Origin of the sequence: Comamonas testosteroni, from assembly GCF_014076415.1 — a bacterium.
In the GTDB taxonomy this organism is placed as follows: Bacteria; Pseudomonadota; Gammaproteobacteria; order Burkholderiales; family Burkholderiaceae_C; genus Comamonas; species Comamonas testosteroni_F.
Genome location: NZ_CP043568.1, coordinates 5,777,966 through 5,793,164, shown reverse-complemented (window position 1 = coordinate 5,793,164; position 15,199 = coordinate 5,777,966). Strand labels below are relative to the sequence as shown.

General features: G+C 64.1%; 15 protein-coding genes. 11 read left to right on the top strand and 4 right to left on the bottom strand.

Annotation, left to right across the window (positions count from 1 at the left end; all coding sequences use genetic code 11):
- The first annotated feature begins 185 nt into the window (after positions 1-185).
- The 6 genes from F0P97_RS26700 (at position 186) to F0P97_RS26675 (ending at position 6,040) form a co-directional block, all read left to right on the top strand.
- Positions 186-797 carry a class I SAM-dependent methyltransferase gene (locus F0P97_RS26700; RefSeq protein ID WP_182285023.1) on the top strand — a complete coding sequence of 204 codons (612 nt, stop codon included), beginning with the start codon at positions 186-188 and terminating at the stop codon, positions 795-797.
- Positions 798-869: 72 nt separating this feature from the next.
- Positions 870-1,643, top strand: a complete 774-nt coding sequence (locus F0P97_RS26695) for a hypothetical protein (protein ID WP_182285022.1) — start codon at positions 870-872, stop codon at positions 1,641-1,643.
- A gap of 82 nt (positions 1,644-1,725) precedes the next feature.
- Complete coding sequence (locus F0P97_RS26690; protein WP_182287321.1) at positions 1,726-2,562, top strand: tRNA-uridine aminocarboxypropyltransferase; 837 nt, start codon at positions 1,726-1,728, stop codon at positions 2,560-2,562.
- A 155-nt stretch (positions 2,563-2,717) separates the two neighbouring features.
- The gene (locus F0P97_RS26685; protein ID WP_182285021.1) at positions 2,718-3,680 is read left to right on the top strand and encodes a transporter substrate-binding domain-containing protein; all 963 of its coding nucleotides are present in this window, start codon (positions 2,718-2,720) and stop codon (positions 3,678-3,680) included.
- A 50-nt stretch (positions 3,681-3,730) separates the two neighbouring features.
- Positions 3,731-4,501: a sterol desaturase family protein gene (locus tag F0P97_RS26680; protein WP_182285020.1), complete on the top strand. Its 771-nt coding sequence runs from the start codon at positions 3,731-3,733 to the stop codon at positions 4,499-4,501.
- Between the two features lie 435 nt (positions 4,502-4,936).
- Positions 4,937-6,040 (top strand): acyltransferase family protein, encoded by a 1,104-nt coding sequence (locus tag F0P97_RS26675; RefSeq protein ID WP_182285019.1) that lies wholly within the window; start codon positions 4,937-4,939, stop codon positions 6,038-6,040.
- 5 nt (positions 6,041-6,045) lie between these two features.
- On the opposite strand, the gene F0P97_RS26670 is transcribed toward F0P97_RS26675, so the two are convergent.
- Positions 6,046-6,708, bottom strand: coding sequence for a DUF924 family protein (locus F0P97_RS26670; protein ID WP_182285018.1), 663 nt, complete (start codon positions 6,706-6,708; stop codon positions 6,046-6,048).
- A gap of 292 nt (positions 6,709-7,000) precedes the next feature.
- On the opposite strand from F0P97_RS26670, the gene F0P97_RS26665 reads away from it, so the two are divergent.
- Complete coding sequence (locus F0P97_RS26665) at positions 7,001-7,531, top strand: DUF1439 domain-containing protein (RefSeq protein ID WP_182285017.1); 531 nt, start codon at positions 7,001-7,003, stop codon at positions 7,529-7,531.
- Positions 7,532-7,597: 66 nt separating this feature from the next.
- Here the strand turns inward: F0P97_RS26665 and F0P97_RS26660 are convergent, their stop codons facing one another.
- Entirely contained in the window at positions 7,598-8,407 is an 810-nt protein-coding gene (locus tag F0P97_RS26660; RefSeq protein WP_182285016.1) for a substrate-binding domain-containing protein, read from the bottom strand.
- Between the two features lie 164 nt (positions 8,408-8,571).
- Between F0P97_RS26660 and F0P97_RS26655 the strand changes: the two genes are divergently transcribed.
- Entirely contained in the window at positions 8,572-9,456 is an 885-nt protein-coding gene (locus F0P97_RS26655; protein ID WP_182285015.1) for a LysR family transcriptional regulator, read from the top strand.
- A gap of 16 nt (positions 9,457-9,472) precedes the next feature.
- Here the strand turns inward: F0P97_RS26655 and F0P97_RS26650 are convergent, their stop codons facing one another.
- The gene (locus F0P97_RS26650) at positions 9,473-10,516 is read right to left on the bottom strand and encodes a Bug family tripartite tricarboxylate transporter substrate binding protein (protein WP_182285014.1); all 1,044 of its coding nucleotides are present in this window, start codon (positions 10,514-10,516) and stop codon (positions 9,473-9,475) included.
- Positions 10,517-10,753: 237 nt separating this feature from the next.
- On the opposite strand from F0P97_RS26650, the gene F0P97_RS26645 reads away from it, so the two are divergent.
- Positions 10,754-11,476 carry a glutathione binding-like protein gene (locus F0P97_RS26645; protein WP_182285013.1) on the top strand — a complete coding sequence of 241 codons (723 nt, stop codon included), beginning with the start codon at positions 10,754-10,756 and terminating at the stop codon, positions 11,474-11,476.
- 147 nt (positions 11,477-11,623) lie between these two features.
- Positions 11,624-12,670 (top strand): pirin family protein, encoded by a 1,047-nt coding sequence (locus F0P97_RS26640; RefSeq protein WP_182285012.1) that lies wholly within the window; start codon positions 11,624-11,626, stop codon positions 12,668-12,670.
- Positions 12,671-12,819: 149 nt separating this feature from the next.
- On the opposite strand, the gene F0P97_RS26635 is transcribed toward F0P97_RS26640, so the two are convergent.
- Positions 12,820-13,707, bottom strand: a complete 888-nt coding sequence (locus F0P97_RS26635) for a LysR family transcriptional regulator (RefSeq protein ID WP_182285011.1) — start codon at positions 13,705-13,707, stop codon at positions 12,820-12,822.
- Positions 13,708-13,834: 127 nt separating this feature from the next.
- Between F0P97_RS26635 and F0P97_RS26630 the strand changes: the two genes are divergently transcribed.
- On the top strand, positions 13,835-15,196 hold the full coding sequence (locus tag F0P97_RS26630; RefSeq protein WP_182285010.1) for an acyclic terpene utilization AtuA family protein: 1,362 nt from the start codon (positions 13,835-13,837) through the stop codon (positions 15,194-15,196).
- Positions 15,197-15,199 lie beyond the last annotated feature (3 nt).

Here is a 15,199-nt window from a genome sequence, read left to right as displayed (position 1 = left end):
AGGCGCTGCGCGCCTTCCCTCTTTCCCCTTTTCCCGCTTCGCGGAAGGAGGGCGGCGCCATCGCCGCGAGGCGGCTCTTGCTTGGCGTCTCTGCGTTGTAGTGCGCCAGTCGCCAAGGCTCAGGCGCAAGAATAGCCAAGCCGTGCGGCGTCTTCGGGCGCCGTTTGTTTTTTGAAGGAGGCTGCGTGCAATCAGCAAGCAACGAGTGGTTTGACGAGGCGTATTACCAGCGCTTTTACTTTGACAAGAAGACCAGCGTGATCGACCCAGAGCACGCGCGGCGGCTGGGTGCGTTTGTCTGCTCGTATCTTGCGTATCTGCGCGTGCCCGTGCAGCGTGTGCTTGATGTGGGCTGCGGCATAGGCCTGTGGCGCGAGGCGATGCAGACGCATTTCCCGGGCGTGCAGTATCAGGGCGTGGAGTTCAGCCCCTATCTGTGCGAGCGCTATGGCTGGGAGCAGGGCTCGGTGGTGGATTGGCAGCCCAAAGATGGCCAGCCTTTCGATCTGGTGATCTGCCAGGGCGTGCTGCCCTATCTGAGCCCGGCAGATCTGAAAAAGGCACTGGCCAATCTGGGCCGGCTGTCGCGCGGCGCTCTCTACATCGAGGCCGTGGCACGTGAGGACTACGAGCGCGACATCATCGACGAGGAACTGACCGACCCGCGCCTGTATCGCCATCGTGCCGAGCTGTACCGCCGCGGCCTGCAGCCTCACTTCAAGGAGCTGGGCGGCGGCGTATGGCTGAGTCGTCAGGCCGATATGCCGCTGTTCGAGCTGGAGTGCGTTGGGGGCTGAAGCCTCTTGTTCTTGGTGATTTCGGGGCCTGCACCTATATTGCGGGGCTTGCGAACTCACAAGGATAAGCAGATGCCTCATCGCTGGATCAAACGCTGCGCAGCCTGGACCGCTGCCATGGCTGGCGCAGCCTTGCTTCTGGCCTGCTCGGACTCCAAGACTGAAGCCCCGGCACAGGCCCCGGCCGTTGCACCGGCGCCCGCGCCGGCACAGCCTGCCGCCCAGGCCAAGCGCGTGATCGACCAGTTGTTCAGCACCGAAACCATAGGCATGAATCTGGCCTATGTGGAAAAGATTGCCGGCCCGGCCATGCGTTCGGAATTCCACCGCCACCAGTTCCGCACCGACGGCTGCGATATCACCCTGGTCAGCGACGAGGCCGACAAGGTGATCGAGTCTGTCGAGATCGATATCGCGCCCAGCTGCAATCTCTCGCTCAAGAGCGTGTTGAACGTGTCCGAGGGTCAGCCCGACATCAAGCTCGGCGATCTGACCTTTGGCGGCTTCGAGCCTTTGCTGGACAGCCGTTACTACGCTGACTGCCTGACGCTGTGCGGCAATGCCGCCGACCCCGTGGTCTATCTGGAGGCCAAGGGCTCGCGCTTGACCAACTTCATCAATTACTCGGTGCAGGCCCCCATGGTGGACGGCAAGGTGCTGAATGCGACTGCCGCCTGGCGCGATGCCATGGTCAAGGCGGAGTCCGAGGACTATGTGCTGGACACACGTTTCAACTGTGAGCCGGACCGCTTCAGGAACGTGATCTCTGCCGGACTCAGGAATGCCGGGCCCACGGTGTTCAGTTTTGGCCGTGGTCCGACCTTCGAGCAGGGCGACTGCGACTAAGCAGGCGCTCCTGCAGCATCAGCACTGGAATTGGCAAAGACGGGACAATCCGGGCATCTGTCTGAACCTGCTGGTGTCCGTCTTGCCCGTTTCCATGCCCTTGTCCCCCGCCGCTCTGACCCCGCAGAAAAGCGTTGCCTCCACGCTGGCTCCGCATGCCGTCTCGCGCTTGCGCCAGGCCCGGCTGGCGCGCAGCACGCGTCCGTTTCTGGCGCGTGGCGGCCCCAAGGGCGAGCGCTGCGAGGGCTGCCGTTTGCGCCCCTCGCACTGCATGTGCGCGCTGCGCCCCGAGCTGGCCACGCGCGCGGCCTTCTGCCTGCTGATGCATGATGCCGAGCCGCTCAAGCCCAGCAACACGGGCTGGCTGATTGCCGATGTGGTGAAGGACACCCATGCCTTTGGCTGGTCGCGCACCGAGGTGGATCCGCAGCTGGAGGCCTTGCTGGCCGATCCGCAATGGCTGCCCTATGTGGTGTTTCCCGGCGAATATGCCGAGCCTGCCGAGCGTGTGGTGGAGACGCTGGACGGCGGCGACAGCCGCGCGCTGCAGCCCGGCAGGCGCCCGCTGTTCATACTGCTGGATGCGACCTGGTCCGAGGCACGCAAGATGTTTCGCAAAAGCCCGTATCTCGATGGCTTTCCCGTGCTCAGCCTGCACCCGGAGCTGATCTCGCGCTATCAGTTGCGCAGATCCAAGCGCGACGACCATTTCTGCACCAGCGAGGTGGCGGCCCTGTGTCTGGAACTGGTGGGCGATGCCGGCGATATGCAGGCCGGCCGCGTGCTGGAGAGCTATCTGGGCGTGTTCACCGAGCATTATCTGCAGGCCAAGCACCAGCAGCCGGTCGATGAGGCCGACAGCATCCACCAGCGTCTGCGTGAACTGATGGGGACGCCCCCCGCCAAACGCGACGCATGAAGCGCCGTGCAGGCATAAGCATTCCACTCAAAGCAATAAGCGAACACGGACAATCGGGCCAGGGCCTCATGACTGCATGAGGTGTGTGCCGGATCGGGTGGGTGATAGCGCCGATGACCAGAGGTCTCGGCGCTTTTGTTTTTCGGGAGTGGGTGATGCGCAAGTCGTTGAAATGGGGTGGTCTGGCAGCAGCGCTGGTATGTGCGGGTTCGGCCATGGCTGCGGGCAAGACCGAAGCGGCGAGTTCCAGTATCGGCTCCGGTATCGATACGGCGGTGGATCTGTCCGCATCGCCCACGCTGCAGCGCTGGCAGGCTGGCGGCACCGTGGTGCTGGGGGTAAGAGAGGCAGCAGTTCCCATGTCCTACGCGATCGGTGCCAACGAGAAGTTCGTCGGCTATCACATGGACCTCTGCGAGCGTGTGGTGCATGCGATCGCGCCCCGGGCCCAGCTCAAATACATGGTGCTGACGCCGCAGAACACCATGCCGCTGATCAACAACGGCACGGCCGATTTCAACTGCGCCAGCATGACCAACAACCTCACGCGCCAGAAGCAGGTGGCGTTTGGCTTGACCACCTATGTCAGCGAGGTGCGCATGGCCGTGCGTGCCGACTCGGGCATCACCTCCTTCAAGCAGCTGCAGGGGCGCAATGTGGGCGCCATCACGGGCACGACGGCGGTGCAGATTCTGCGCAAGTACGCCAGCGACAACGAGCTGAACTTCAAGACGCTGATGAGCAAGGACCAGTTCGAGAGCTTTCTGATGCTGGAGTCGGGTCGCGTCGATGCCTTTGTGCTGGACGACAACATGCTGGCCGGCGTGATCGGCCAGAGCAAGAATCCCAAGGGCTACAAGATCGTGGGTGAGGTGATCGGTGCCGAGCCGATTGCCATCCAGTTCAGCAAGAACGACCCGCAGATCAAGAAGGCCGTGGACGGCGCCATCCTGCAGATGATCCGTTCGGGCGAGCTGCACAAGCTCTACAACAAATGGTTCATGCAGCCCATTGCGCCCAAGAACGTGAACCTGAACCTGCCCATGGGCGATGTGCTCAAGAAACAGCTGGCCGCGCCCAACGACACGCCGCTGGAGCAGTTCGTATTGCCCCAATAAAGCACTGGAGCGGCGCCAGTCGATAGACTGCATGGCAAACCTCAGGGGGAATGATTGCCGTGCTGGAGTACCTGGTCTATCCGCTGATTGCGCTGCTGTTCGTGGCAGTCTTCACGCGCGAGGTGATTGCGCCTGCCTCGCGCAATCTCTGCGACCGGCGCTGGCTGATCTACAGCAGCGCCCTGGGCGCGCTGACGCTGGTCTGCACGCTGGTGCTGGGCTGGTTGCTGGAGGAGCGCATTCGCCAGCATGCGCTGCTGGATGTGGGCGCACGCTGGAACCCGATGCTGGTGGGGCTGCTGAGCTTTTTCATCACCAGCTTTGTCTTTTACTGGTGGCATCGCGCCACCCATGCCTCTGACCTGCTGTGGCGCGTGTTTCACCAGCTGCATCACAGCGCGCGTCGCATCGAGGTGCTGACCTCGTTCTACGCCCACCCGCTGGACTCCTGCGCTGCCATGCTGCTGAGCGTGATCTCCAGCTACTGGGTGCTGGGTGCCAGCCCGGCGGCGGCAGCCGTGGCTCTGGGACTGACGGCGGCCTTCGACCTGTTCACCCATGCCGACATGCGCACGCCGCGCTGGCTTGGCTATGTGCTGCAGCGCCCGGAAATGCATACCGTGCACCATCAGCATGGCCACCATGCGCAGAACTACGGTCTGCCGCTGTGGGACATGCTGTTCGGCACCTGGACCAACCCCGCCGAGCGCGCGCAGAAGCTGGGCTTTGATGACGACAAGTCCGAACGCGTGGCCGAGATGCTGCTGTGGCGCGATGTTCACCAGAGTGCACCCGCCTGCGGGCGCCGCAAGTCATCCTGAAGCTTCGAATTTGATAGCTGATGATGCCGATGGGTGGAGCGCGGCGTGCTGTTTTTGTTCTTAATTGTTAACACGGCTTGCCAAGACCCTGCCAGAGCCCGGCAAGCTCTGCCTCTGGTTTGGGGCGGCGGCAAAAATCTGTTCAAATTGGCCCGGTCTGTTCACCTGTCAACAGACGCCAAGCCGTCTGGCTGTGGGCATTCATAACAATCTGCCGTCTCACCGTCAGTGAGCTGAAGCAGACAAATCGCCTGCCAGGTTCCGGCACCCCCGAGCGCGTTTTCATGCGCTCAGTGACCCCCGGGTCGCTGCAAAGAGCTGTTACTGCCTCTTTGCTCAAACTCTGAATACTGCTTCAGCCATGTCTTGTGCATGGCTGTGATTGTTTGTCTGCAAGCCCGGCCCGTGCCTGGGCGAAAGGAAAGGTGTCCGGTTTTGGTGGAGTCGGCGTTCAAGCTGCGCTACAACCCAGCGCTCGATGGATTGAGAGGCATAGCCATTGTGCTGGTGCTGCTCTCGCATGCACATGCCCCGATGTTCGATGGCGCCTTCTTCGGCGTCGATCTGTTCTTCGTGCTCAGCGGCTTTTTGATCACCTCCTTGCTGCTGATGGAGTATCGGCAGCATGGCAAGCTCGATTACTGGCGCTTTTACCGCCGCCGCTTCTTCCGTCTCATGCCTGCGCTGGCGCTGTTTCTGGTCGCGTACTGCGTGTTCGCGCCCTTTATCTGGCCAGACCTCACGGATATCTATTCGGACGCCCTGGTCTCCATCCTCTACCTGGCCGACTACGGCATTGCTTTCTTCGACAGTCCAGACACGCTGCTGCACATGTGGTCGCTGTCGGTGGAGGAGCATTTCTATCTGATCTGGCCGCCGCTGCTGGTCCTGCTGCTGCGCAAGGCCACGCCTGGCCGGGTCTGGGCACCGCTGCTGGCATTGTGGCTGCTGAGCACGCTGTGGCGCATCTTCTGGGTGGTGCAGGGCCAGCAGTTCTACGAAATCTTTTTCCGTTTCGATACGCGGGCCTCGGGGCTGCTGGCGGGCGCCTTGCTGGCGGCGCTGATGATGGAGCACCCTCGATGGATAGAGCGTCTGCAGTCGCTGCGCGCCTACACCATGTGGTTTGTGCTGGCCGTGCCGCTGATCATGGAGCTGGAATGGGACAACCAGCACGCCATGGTCTGGGGTATCACGGTGGTGGAATGCGCGGCCCTGGTCGTTCTGCTGGCCGTGCAAAAGCCCGCGGGACTGGTCTATGAAATGCTGACGGCACCGCTGCTCATCAAGCTGGGCCAGCTGTCCTATGGCATCTACCTCTGGCATTACCCGGTGGTGCGCTATCTGCGCGCCGATTACTCCTGGCCCGTGACCGTGGTCGTCGGCCTGCTGATCTCGACCGCGCTGTCGGCGCTGTCGTTCTACACAGTGGAGCGCTGGGCCATGCGCCACCGCGACCTGGGGGCGGGCAAAAAACCTGAGCGCCAGCCCAAGCCACGCCAGGAGCCCGCGTTGCGCGAGGCTACGCGCGGCTCGTGATCGCCCTAGAAGCCTGAACCGGGCTGGGCCAGATACTCGGCCTCTTCGGCGGTGCTGGCGCGGCCCAGAATGTGGTTGCGGTGCGGGAAACGGCAAAAGCGCGCTATCACCGCCTGATGGCGATGGGCGTAGTCCAGCGTTCCGGCCAGATAGTCGCGCAGCTCGGCGTCCGTGGTGCTCTCCAGCAAAGCCTCGAAGGCGGCCACGCTGCGTTGCTGCATGGCCGGGTCTTCGGCATGTTCCAGCGGCAGATACATGAAGACGCGGGCCACCTCTGGCAGTTGCCGGTCTGCGCCGGAGTCCACCGCCTGCAGCGCCAGTGCCAGGGCCTGCGCGTCACCGGCAAAGCTCTTGGGGGTGTTGCGGTGGATATTGCGCGTGAACTGGTCCAGCAGGATCACCAGCGCCAGCTGCTGCCATGGGCCCTGGGTTGCCCAGTGCTGCAGCGCACCGCCCAGAGCGGCTTCCACCGCTGTGCCAAAGCGCTGGCGCAGCGCCTCGTCGAAGGCTGCCGATTTGGTGAACCACTGCGCCTTGTGCTTGAGGGCATCGGCATTGCCGGGCCTGGCGCTGCCGATCCACTGGGTCAGGATCTGCTCGGGCAGGCTGGTGTCCTGGGCGGCGGCTGTCAGTGCCTCATGGCTGAGGGAAGAGGGATATGCGGTCATGCGAATCATTGTGCATGCACAGCTGCTTGCGTTGACAGTCAACCCCGGATGGCGTCGGACGTTAGATAACAGTCTTTTACCTGCAGATTGCGTCAGATGGGGAACTGCAATCATCCATCGAGACTCTGTGGAATAGCAGGCTCGGAGACAATGGAGTACTCAAAAACCATAGCTGACAGCGTTGGTTTATCAGGCGTTTGCACGGGTTTTGAATCAGGTTTTACGGAGTTCGGTGGTCGTGATGAATCGGCGCTCATGGTTGGCGGTGACAGTATTGGGATTGGGATTGGGAATGGCTGCCACAGGCTGCTCGGGCAAGTCCGTGCCCAGCAGCGTGAGCGTGAGCCAGCAGAAGCTGCAGGAGATGCTGGCCAGGCGCTTCCCCAGGCAGTTCCCCGTGGCGGGCTTGCTGCATCTGGACCTGAAGGCGCCGCAGCTGAGCATGCTGCCCGAGCGCAATATGCTCAACGCCGTGATTCCGGCCGAGCTCAGCGGCAAGGTGCTCAAGGAGCAGTACAGCGGCCTGCTCAATGTCGATTTCGCGCTGCGCTATGAACCCACCGACCGTACCTTGCGCGCCTACCAGATCAAGGTCAACCAGCTCAGCATGGAAGGGCTGTCGCCCGCGCTCAGCGATATGCTGGGCACCTATGCCACGGCCTTGGCCGAGCAGGCCATGGGCCAGGTGGTGCTCTATCAGCTGCAGGACCAGGATCTGGCCCTGGTCGATGCGCTGGCGATGGAGCCTGGCGCCATTACCGTCACCGCCCAGGGGCTGACCGTGGCCCTGGTGCAGAAAGCCGGCCCGGGCAGCAAGCGCTGAGCTGGCGGTGACAAAAAAGCCCGCAGGCTTTGCCTGGCGGGCTTTTTTTGCGGGTTCGTGCGATGCTCAGCGGGGCTTGGCAATGGGCTCCAGGCCGGTTTCACGAATCGTCTTGGCGGCGGCTGGCGAGGTGTAGTACTTGAGCAACTGCTCCAGCCCCTGCGGGTTGGTCGAGGTACTGGCCGTGCCGGCCGAGAAGAGGGTGTAGTGCTGCACCGAATCAGGCAGGGTGCCGACATAGCTGATGCCCTCGATGGGCAGCAGCTCGCTGACCTGCTGCAGGCCGATTTCGGCCTCGCCTCGCGCCACGATGGTGCCCACGCGCTCGGTCACGATCTTCCTGCTCTTGGGCATGACCTGATCGTGAATGCCGAGTTTCCTGAGCATCTGGGTTTCGTAATAGGTGCCGCTGGCGCTGGCCGAGTAGGCAATGCTCTTGGCGTTGAGCAGCACCTGGCGCAGCTTGTCCTCGCTGCTGATGTCGGGGATGGGGGCACCCTTCTTCACGGCCACGCCCACGGCAGAGCGCACCAGGTCGAGCTGGGTGCCGTTGCGCACCAGGCCCTTGGCGGCCAGATCGTCAAGCGCGCCGCGTGCCAGAATCACCACGTCGGCCTTCTCGCCTTTGCTCAGGCGATTGGGAATCGAGGTGGGCGAGGCTCCCATGGACGAGCCATAGGCCGACTCCACTGCCAGGCCGGTCTGGGCCGTGAACTGCGGCGCCAGCAGCTTGTGTGCTTCAGTGAAGCCGCCCGAGGTCATGAGGCGCACGGGCTCCTTGGGCGTGCTGCCCGGTTGCTGGGCGCAGCCTGCGGCCAGTGCCACGGCACTGATCAGCAGGGCTCGGCGGACGGTGAAAAGGGGAAACGGCTTCATCAATGTCTCTCTGTATCGGGCTGGTCTGGATAGGCCTTGAACCCTTATTGAATCAACGCAGACAGCTACGGTTGTCATGGCTTCTGCGGCTGAGCGGATTGTGAAAAGCTGCGGTCTTTGCGTCCAATACCGTTTGCGTCTGGACTTGATACGAAAATCGTCCTATGGATTTGCGCCGTCTGACCTGTTTTCTGGCTGTGGCCGAGGAGCTGAATTTCAGCCGTGCGGCCCAGCGCTTGCATATGAGCCAGCCCCCGCTGAGCCAGCAGATCCGTCTGCTGGAGCAGGAGATGGGGGCGCAGTTGTTCGAGCGCTCGCGCCGTGCCGTGGCGCTGACGCCGGCAGGCCTGCTGCTGCAGGACAAGGCGCGGCAGATCGTGGAGCTGCACCAGCAGGCCGGCGAGCTGGTGCGCATGGCGGCCCATGGCCTGGCGGGGCGGCTGCGCATCGCCTTCACGGCATCGGTGCCGCTGTTTGACGAGTTCTCCACCATGCTGCGCGACTTTCGCAGCCGCCACCCGCAGGTGGAGCTGGACCTGCAGCATATGACCACGGGCGAGCAGATCGCGGCATTGACGGCCGGGCAGATCGATATCGGCTTCATGCGCCCCTCGCCGACGTTTCGCATCCCCGTGCCGATCCGGGAGCAGACGCTGTGGCGCGACGAGTTGAAGCTGGCCCTGCCGGTGGCACATGCCAAGGCGGCTGCGGGCCAGGCACAGGCTCTGAGCAGCCTGGCCGACCAGCCGTTTGTGCTGCATCCGGCCGTACTGGGCGGTGGTCTGCACGAACATATTCTGGCGCTGTGCAGCGAGGCCGGCTTTGTGCCGCGCATCGCCCAGCCGGCACGCGAGACCTCGACCATGCTGGCGCTGGTGGCCGCCGGCCTGGGGCTGTCCATCGTGCCCAGCGTCTATGAACGCATCTGCCCGCCCGGCGTGGTGCTGCAGCCGCTGGCCGACGCCGCGCGCCATTCGCGCATCGCGCTGGTCAGCATGCAGCAGGCGCCATCACCCTGCGTGCAGATGTTCTGGCAGTTGCTGCGCTGAGCGGCCTTCTCCGGCATCAGTCCGCGCGAATATCGGCGGCCCGGATGGCGTCGCCTAGTTCCCGGGTTTCGGCCTGGATGAAGCTGCCGAACTGTGCCGGTGTTCCTCCCAGGGGCGTGGCGCCCATATCGGCCAACGTCTGGGTGACCGCAGGCGTGGTCAGTGCCTTGTTGAGTGCGGCGTTCAGCGTCTGGATCACGGCCTCGGGCGTTCCCTTGGGGGCTACCAGGCCCCACCATACGGTGGCCTGTACATCCACACCCAGGGAGCGTGCGGTAGGCACCTGGGGCAGCAGGCGCGAGCCATTCTTGTTGAGCACCGCCAGTGCGCGCAGGTTGCCGCTGTTCACATGGCCCGCGACTTCCAGCGGATTGATGGCCATGAAGTCCAGACGCCCGCCCAGCAGGTCCGTCACTGCGGTGGATCCTCCCTTGTAGGGAATATGGACGCCCTTGAACTGTCCTGCCCTTTCCAGCAAGGCGCTTGCCATATGGCCCGAACTGCCCACTCCTGCCGTGCCATAGGACAGGGCGCCGGGCTTGGCCTTGCCCGCTGCGATCAGTTCGGCCAGGCTTTTGTATGGTGACCTGGCGTTGACCACGACCACCAGTGGCGCCTCGCCGATGCGCCCTACCGGAATCAGGTCAACTGCCGGGTCGAAGCTGAGCTTGGAGTACAGCGCCTTGTTGGTGGTCAGCGTATTCGAGGCCGTCAGCAGCATATAGCCATTGGGCGCGGAGCGTGCCACTGCCGCCATGCCGATATTCGTGCCGCCTCCGGGCTTGTTTTCCACCACGATGGACTGACCCAGAAACTCCGCCATGGGCGTGGTGACCAGCCTGGTCACGATGTCCACGCCTCCGGCCGGCGAATATGGCACGACGACCGTCACGGCGCGCTCCGGAAAGCTTGCGGCAGCGGTCGCACCGCTGGCCAGCATCAGCCCTGCAGCCAGCGCGGTAGCGCCTAGGCCCAGCACTTGCCGCCGGCGCAGCAAAGTGCAAGCAGGCGCCTTTGCGCCGGTGAAAAAAGAATCGGGCCTGCCAGGAAGCTGATGCATGTGATGTCTCCGTGGTTCACTTTTTTATCAAACACCCAATATCACCGGCTCAGGCACTGGCTTCGATGAGGGAATCTGCGTACCCGCATCTGGCCATCCCAGCCATCGGCAGCGCTGCCTGCAAGGCCGCATGACAACCGTTAGGATGCTCGGGCGCTCTGTGTCGTGGCTTGCCAGGCCACGCCGACAGCCCCTTGCGGGGCCGCAGAGATTGCCAACACGCTCCGAAGGAAACCCATGACGCAACCCCAAGTCCTCGCCGATTTTTCCGTGACCCGCAAATGGCCCGCGCAGCACCCCGAGCGCATCCAGCTGTACTCGCTGCCCACGCCCAACGGCGTGAAGGTGTCGATTGCGCTGGAGGAGATGCAGCTGCCCTACGAGGCGCACCTGGTCAGCTTCCAGACCAATGACCAGCTCACGCCGGAGTTTGTCGGCACTTTCCCCAACAACAAGATTCCCGCCATCATCGACCCGCAAGGCCCGGGCGGAAAGCCGCTGGCGCTGTTCGAGTCGGCGGCCATCCTGATCTACCTGGCCGAAAAGAGCGGCAGCCCGCTGCTGCCCGCAGACCCCGCGGCGCGCTACGAGACGCTGCAGTGGCTGATGTTCCAGATGGGCGGCGTGGGACCCATGTTCGGCCAGGTCGGCTTCTTCCACAAGTTCGCGGGCAAGGACTTCGAGGACAAGCGCCCGCGCGATCGCTACATCAACGAGTCCAAACGCCTGCTGGGCGTGCTGGAGCAGCGCATGCAGGGCCGCGAGTGGATCATGGGCGAGCAGATCACGATTGCCGACATCGCCATCTGGCCCTGGGTGCGCAATATGGTCGACGAGAACGGCTACAACGCCGCCGAGCTGGTGGGCTGGAGCGGGTTCACCGAGTTGCAGCGCGTGCTCAAGGCCTTCATGGCCCGCCCGGCGACGCAAAAAGGCCTGAACATTCCGCCGCGCGGCTGAGCGCCGGCTCGGGCGGCACAGGCTTGCCGTTGTTGCAAAAGCGGCAAGTACTGTCCCAGTGGTGATGTCTTTCAAACCCGTGGGCCGGCCTTATCTTCGAGACTTCAGGCCCTGCAGCTGGCAGCGGCTTCTCAAGAGGAGAACTCCATGACCACGAATCGCCCACCCATTCTGGAAAGTGCCCCCCTGGGTCCGCGCTGGCCCTGCCTGGACCCCTTCCTGTTCTGCGCTCACCACGATGACAGCTATCCGGCCAGCAACGGAAAGATGGGCGTGCAGGCCGTGGAGTTCGAGGGACGCGAAATGGGCAGCGATTTCAGTGCCAGGGACGGTTTCTCGATGTACCACGGCGAGCCGGTTCCGGGCTTCCCGGGCCACCCGCATCGCGGCTTCGAGACCGTGACCCTGGTGCGCAAGGGTCGCATCGACCATGCGGACTCGCTGGGCGCAGCCGCGCGCTTCGGCGGCGGCGATGTGCAGTGGCTCACTGCCGGCAAGGGCATCCAGCACTCGGAGATGTTTCCGCTGCTGAGCAGCGACAAGCCCAATCCGCTTGAACTGTTCCAGATCTGGCTGAACCTGCCTGCGAGGAACAAGATGGTGGAGCCCCACTTCACCATGTTCTGGAACGAGCAGATTCCTCGTCAGAGCTTCAGCGATGCGGCGGGCCGCAAAACCACCGTCACCGTGGTGGCTGGTGCCCTGGACGGTGCGGACAAGGCCTTGCCGCCACCACCCGAATCCTGGGCTTCCCAGGCCGACAGCGATGTGGCCATCTGGACGCTGGAGCTGGAGCCCGGTGCCCGCTGGACCCTGCCCAGGGCTGCAGGTGAGCAAACTCACCGCATGCTCTACTTCTTCGTAGGCAAGAGCATGACTGTGGGTGGCGAAACCGTGAACGACCATCTGGCCATGCATGTCGACGCTCAGCGCGAGCTGGAGCTGGTCAACACCGGCGATGTCAGTGCAGAACTGGTGCTGCTGCAGGGCAAGCCGATTGGCGAGAAGGTGGCGCAATATGGCCCCTTTGTGATGAACACGCAGGAGGAGATCATGCAGGCCATGCAGGACTATCGCCGCACCCAGTTCGGCGGCTGGCCCTGGAAGGACAGTGATCCGGTGCATGGCACCGAGAATCGCCGCTTTGCGCGCTACCCTGGCGCCGACGTCGACGAGCAGCCTCCCCAGGCCTGATATGGCCAGGCTCAGGGCGTGAAGCTGGCCGCCTCCGGCGTGCGGCCCTGCTCCCTGAGCACCTGCCAGGCCGGTATTGCTCGGGTGCCCAGATCCAAGGGCGCTCTGCCTGCTCGACTGCGCGCGGCAATGCCTGGGGTGATGCCCGCTCAGCCGAACTCTCCCGCGAGGAAATCCACTACGGCGCGCACGCGCGGTGCCAGGGATCTGCCGCGCGGATACAGCAGGTAGAAGCGGTCGTCCTCGCTGCGCTCCTGGAACTGCTGCAGCAGCGGCACCAGGGTTCCACGCTCCAGGTCGGCGGCGATATGGAAGTGGGCCAGTCGCACCACGCCGTGGCCCAGCAGCGCCAGGCTGCGCAACAGTTCGCCCTGGTTGGCGCCGATGTGGCTGGGGATGTCTATGGTCTTGAGCCCGCCTTCCTCGTGGAAAGTCCAGCGGTTCCACTGCGTGCGTATGGTGAAGTTCAGGCAGCGGTGCTGCAGCAGGTCCTCGGGCTGCTCGGGATGGCCGAAACGCTGGAGGTACTGCGGCGCCGCGGCTATCACCCAAGGCCTGAGCATCAGCGGGCGGCCGATCAGCGTCTGCTCCGTAGGCCTGCCGCTGTGGATGGCGACGTCCATGCCCTGACGCACGAAGTCGCCGCGCTCCGTGCCGAGGACGAAGTCCAGGTGCAGTCGCGGGTGCCGGTCCAGCAGCAGGTGCAGGCGTGGCGCGACCAGGTACTTGGCCGTGGTCAGCGCCGTATGGATGCGCACCGTGCCCGAGATTTCGGCATCGGCCACACGCACACAAGCCTCGGCCTGCTCCATGGCCTGCACCACGCGCTGGCTGGCGGTGCGAAAGCGCTCGCCTTCCTGGGTCAGGCGTATGGCTGCGGCAACCCGCTCGAACAGCCGCACGCCAAGGCGTGCCTCCATGCGCGCGATGAGCTTGCTCACCGCCGAAGGCGATAGCTCGAGCCTTCTGCCGGCACCGGAAAAACTGCCTTCCTCGATCACGCGCAGGAATACCGTCATCTCGCCGAACTGGTCCATCTAAGGTCTTTGCCCCCTGTGAAATTGATTCACATGCGCTGTGCGCGCGCATGCGTTGTCTCTTGAAAAACGACTGTACAGAATGGTCTCAGCCCCCGGGTCTGGGGGAACAACGGAGACGAGCGCAATGAATGACAGCAAGATCCTGCGCATAGGCGCGGGAGCCGCCTGGTGGGGCGACCGCATCGAGCCCGCCGCCCTCAATGCCGAGCGTGGCCGGCTCGACTACCTGTGCTTCGAGACCATGGCCGAGGCCACGGTCTCCGCCGCGCAGGTCAGGGCCAGACGGGACCCGTCCTTTCCGGGCTACGACACCTATCTCGACGACCGCATGCGTGCCGTGCTGCCTGCCTGCATGCGCCAGGGCACGCGCATCATCTCCAACCAGGGCTGGATCAACCCGCAGGGCGCAGCACGGCGCATCGTCGAGCTGCTGCGCGAGCTGGACATCACCGGCGTCAAGGTGGCGGCTGTGGGCGGCAGCCTGATCACCGACCGCGTGCTGTCGCTGGCCCCCACCATCCTGGAGACCGGTGCCCCCACGCAGAGCATTGCCCACTCGCTGATCTCGGCCGAAGCCTATCTCGGGGCCGCTCCCATCGTCGATGCTCTGGCGGAAGGCGCGCAGATCGTGGTCACGGGCCGCGTGGCCGATCCTTCGCTGTTCCTGGCTCCCATGGTGCATGAGTTCGGCTGGGACCTGCTGGACCACGAGCGCGTGGGTGCCGGCAGTGCGATAGGCCATCTGATGGAGTGCGGGGCCCAGATCACCGGGGGGTATTTTGCGGACCCGGGCCTCAAGGACGTGCCCGATCCCTGGAACCTGGCCTTTCCCATCGCCGAGGTCGATGCCGAAGGCGGCGTGACCCTGTCCAAGGTGGAGGGCACGGGCGGCATGATCAGCCTGCAGACGGTCAAGGAGCAGATGCTCTACGAGGTGCACGACCCGGCGAACTACATCACGCCCGATGTGGTGGTCGACTTCACGCAGGCTCGCATCGAGCAACTGGCGCCCGATCGCGTGCGCGTGACGGGTCTCACGGGCAAGCCGCGCACATCCACGCTCAAGGTCTCCATGGGATGCACCGAGGGTTTCATCGGCGAGGACATGTTCTTCTACGCCGGCCCCGGCGCGCTGCGCCGCGCCCAATTGGCCAGGCGCATCCTGGAGGAGCGACTGCGCATCGTGAAGCTCGATGCCGAGGAAGTGCGCATCGACTTCCTGGGTCTGAACGCCGTGCATGGCGCTGCCACGCCGGCGGATGCGCCCGAGCCCTATGAAGTGGCCGTGCGCGTGGCGGCACGCACCCGTTCGCGCGAGGAGGCGGTCAAGGTGGGGCGCGAAGTGGACGGCATGGCGGTCTCGGGGATTGCCCACACCGGCAAGCGAGTGCCGCACCAGGAGCGCACGCGCGAGGTGATAGGCGTGTGGTCCTCGCTGGTGCCGCGCGAGCAGGTGACGGCGCATATCGACTACTTCACGAGCTGAGCA

Excerpts from the sequence above, each read along its gene's own strand:
- F0P97_RS26695 (WP_182285022.1), top strand. The coding sequence starts at position 870 with ATGCCTCATCGCTGGATCAAACGCTGCGCAGCCTGGACCGCTGCCATG.
- F0P97_RS26685 (WP_182285021.1), top strand. The coding sequence starts at position 2,718 with ATGCGCAAGTCGTTGAAATGGGGTGGTCTGGCAGCAGCGCTGGTATGT.
- F0P97_RS26680 (WP_182285020.1), top strand. The coding sequence starts at position 3,731 with ATGATTGCCGTGCTGGAGTACCTGGTCTATCCGCTGATTGCGCTGCTG.
- F0P97_RS26670 (WP_182285018.1), bottom strand. The coding sequence starts at position 6,708 with ATGACCGCATATCCCTCTTCCCTCAGCCATGAGGCACTGACAGCCGCC.
- F0P97_RS26665 (WP_182285017.1), top strand. The coding sequence starts at position 7,001 with ATGGCTGCCACAGGCTGCTCGGGCAAGTCCGTGCCCAGCAGCGTGAGC.
- F0P97_RS26660 (WP_182285016.1), bottom strand. The coding sequence starts at position 8,407 with ATGAAGCCGTTTCCCCTTTTCACCGTCCGCCGAGCCCTGCTGATCAGT.
- F0P97_RS26655 (WP_182285015.1), top strand. The coding sequence starts at position 8,572 with ATGGATTTGCGCCGTCTGACCTGTTTTCTGGCTGTGGCCGAGGAGCTG.
- F0P97_RS26650 (WP_182285014.1), bottom strand. The coding sequence starts at position 10,516 with ATGCATCAGCTTCCTGGCAGGCCCGATTCTTTTTTCACCGGCGCAAAG.
- F0P97_RS26645 (WP_182285013.1), top strand. The coding sequence starts at position 10,754 with ATGACGCAACCCCAAGTCCTCGCCGATTTTTCCGTGACCCGCAAATGG.
- F0P97_RS26640 (WP_182285012.1), top strand. The coding sequence starts at position 11,624 with ATGACCACGAATCGCCCACCCATTCTGGAAAGTGCCCCCCTGGGTCCG.
- F0P97_RS26635 (WP_182285011.1), bottom strand. The coding sequence starts at position 13,707 with ATGGACCAGTTCGGCGAGATGACGGTATTCCTGCGCGTGATCGAGGAA.
- F0P97_RS26630 (WP_182285010.1), top strand. The coding sequence starts at position 13,835 with ATGAATGACAGCAAGATCCTGCGCATAGGCGCGGGAGCCGCCTGGTGG.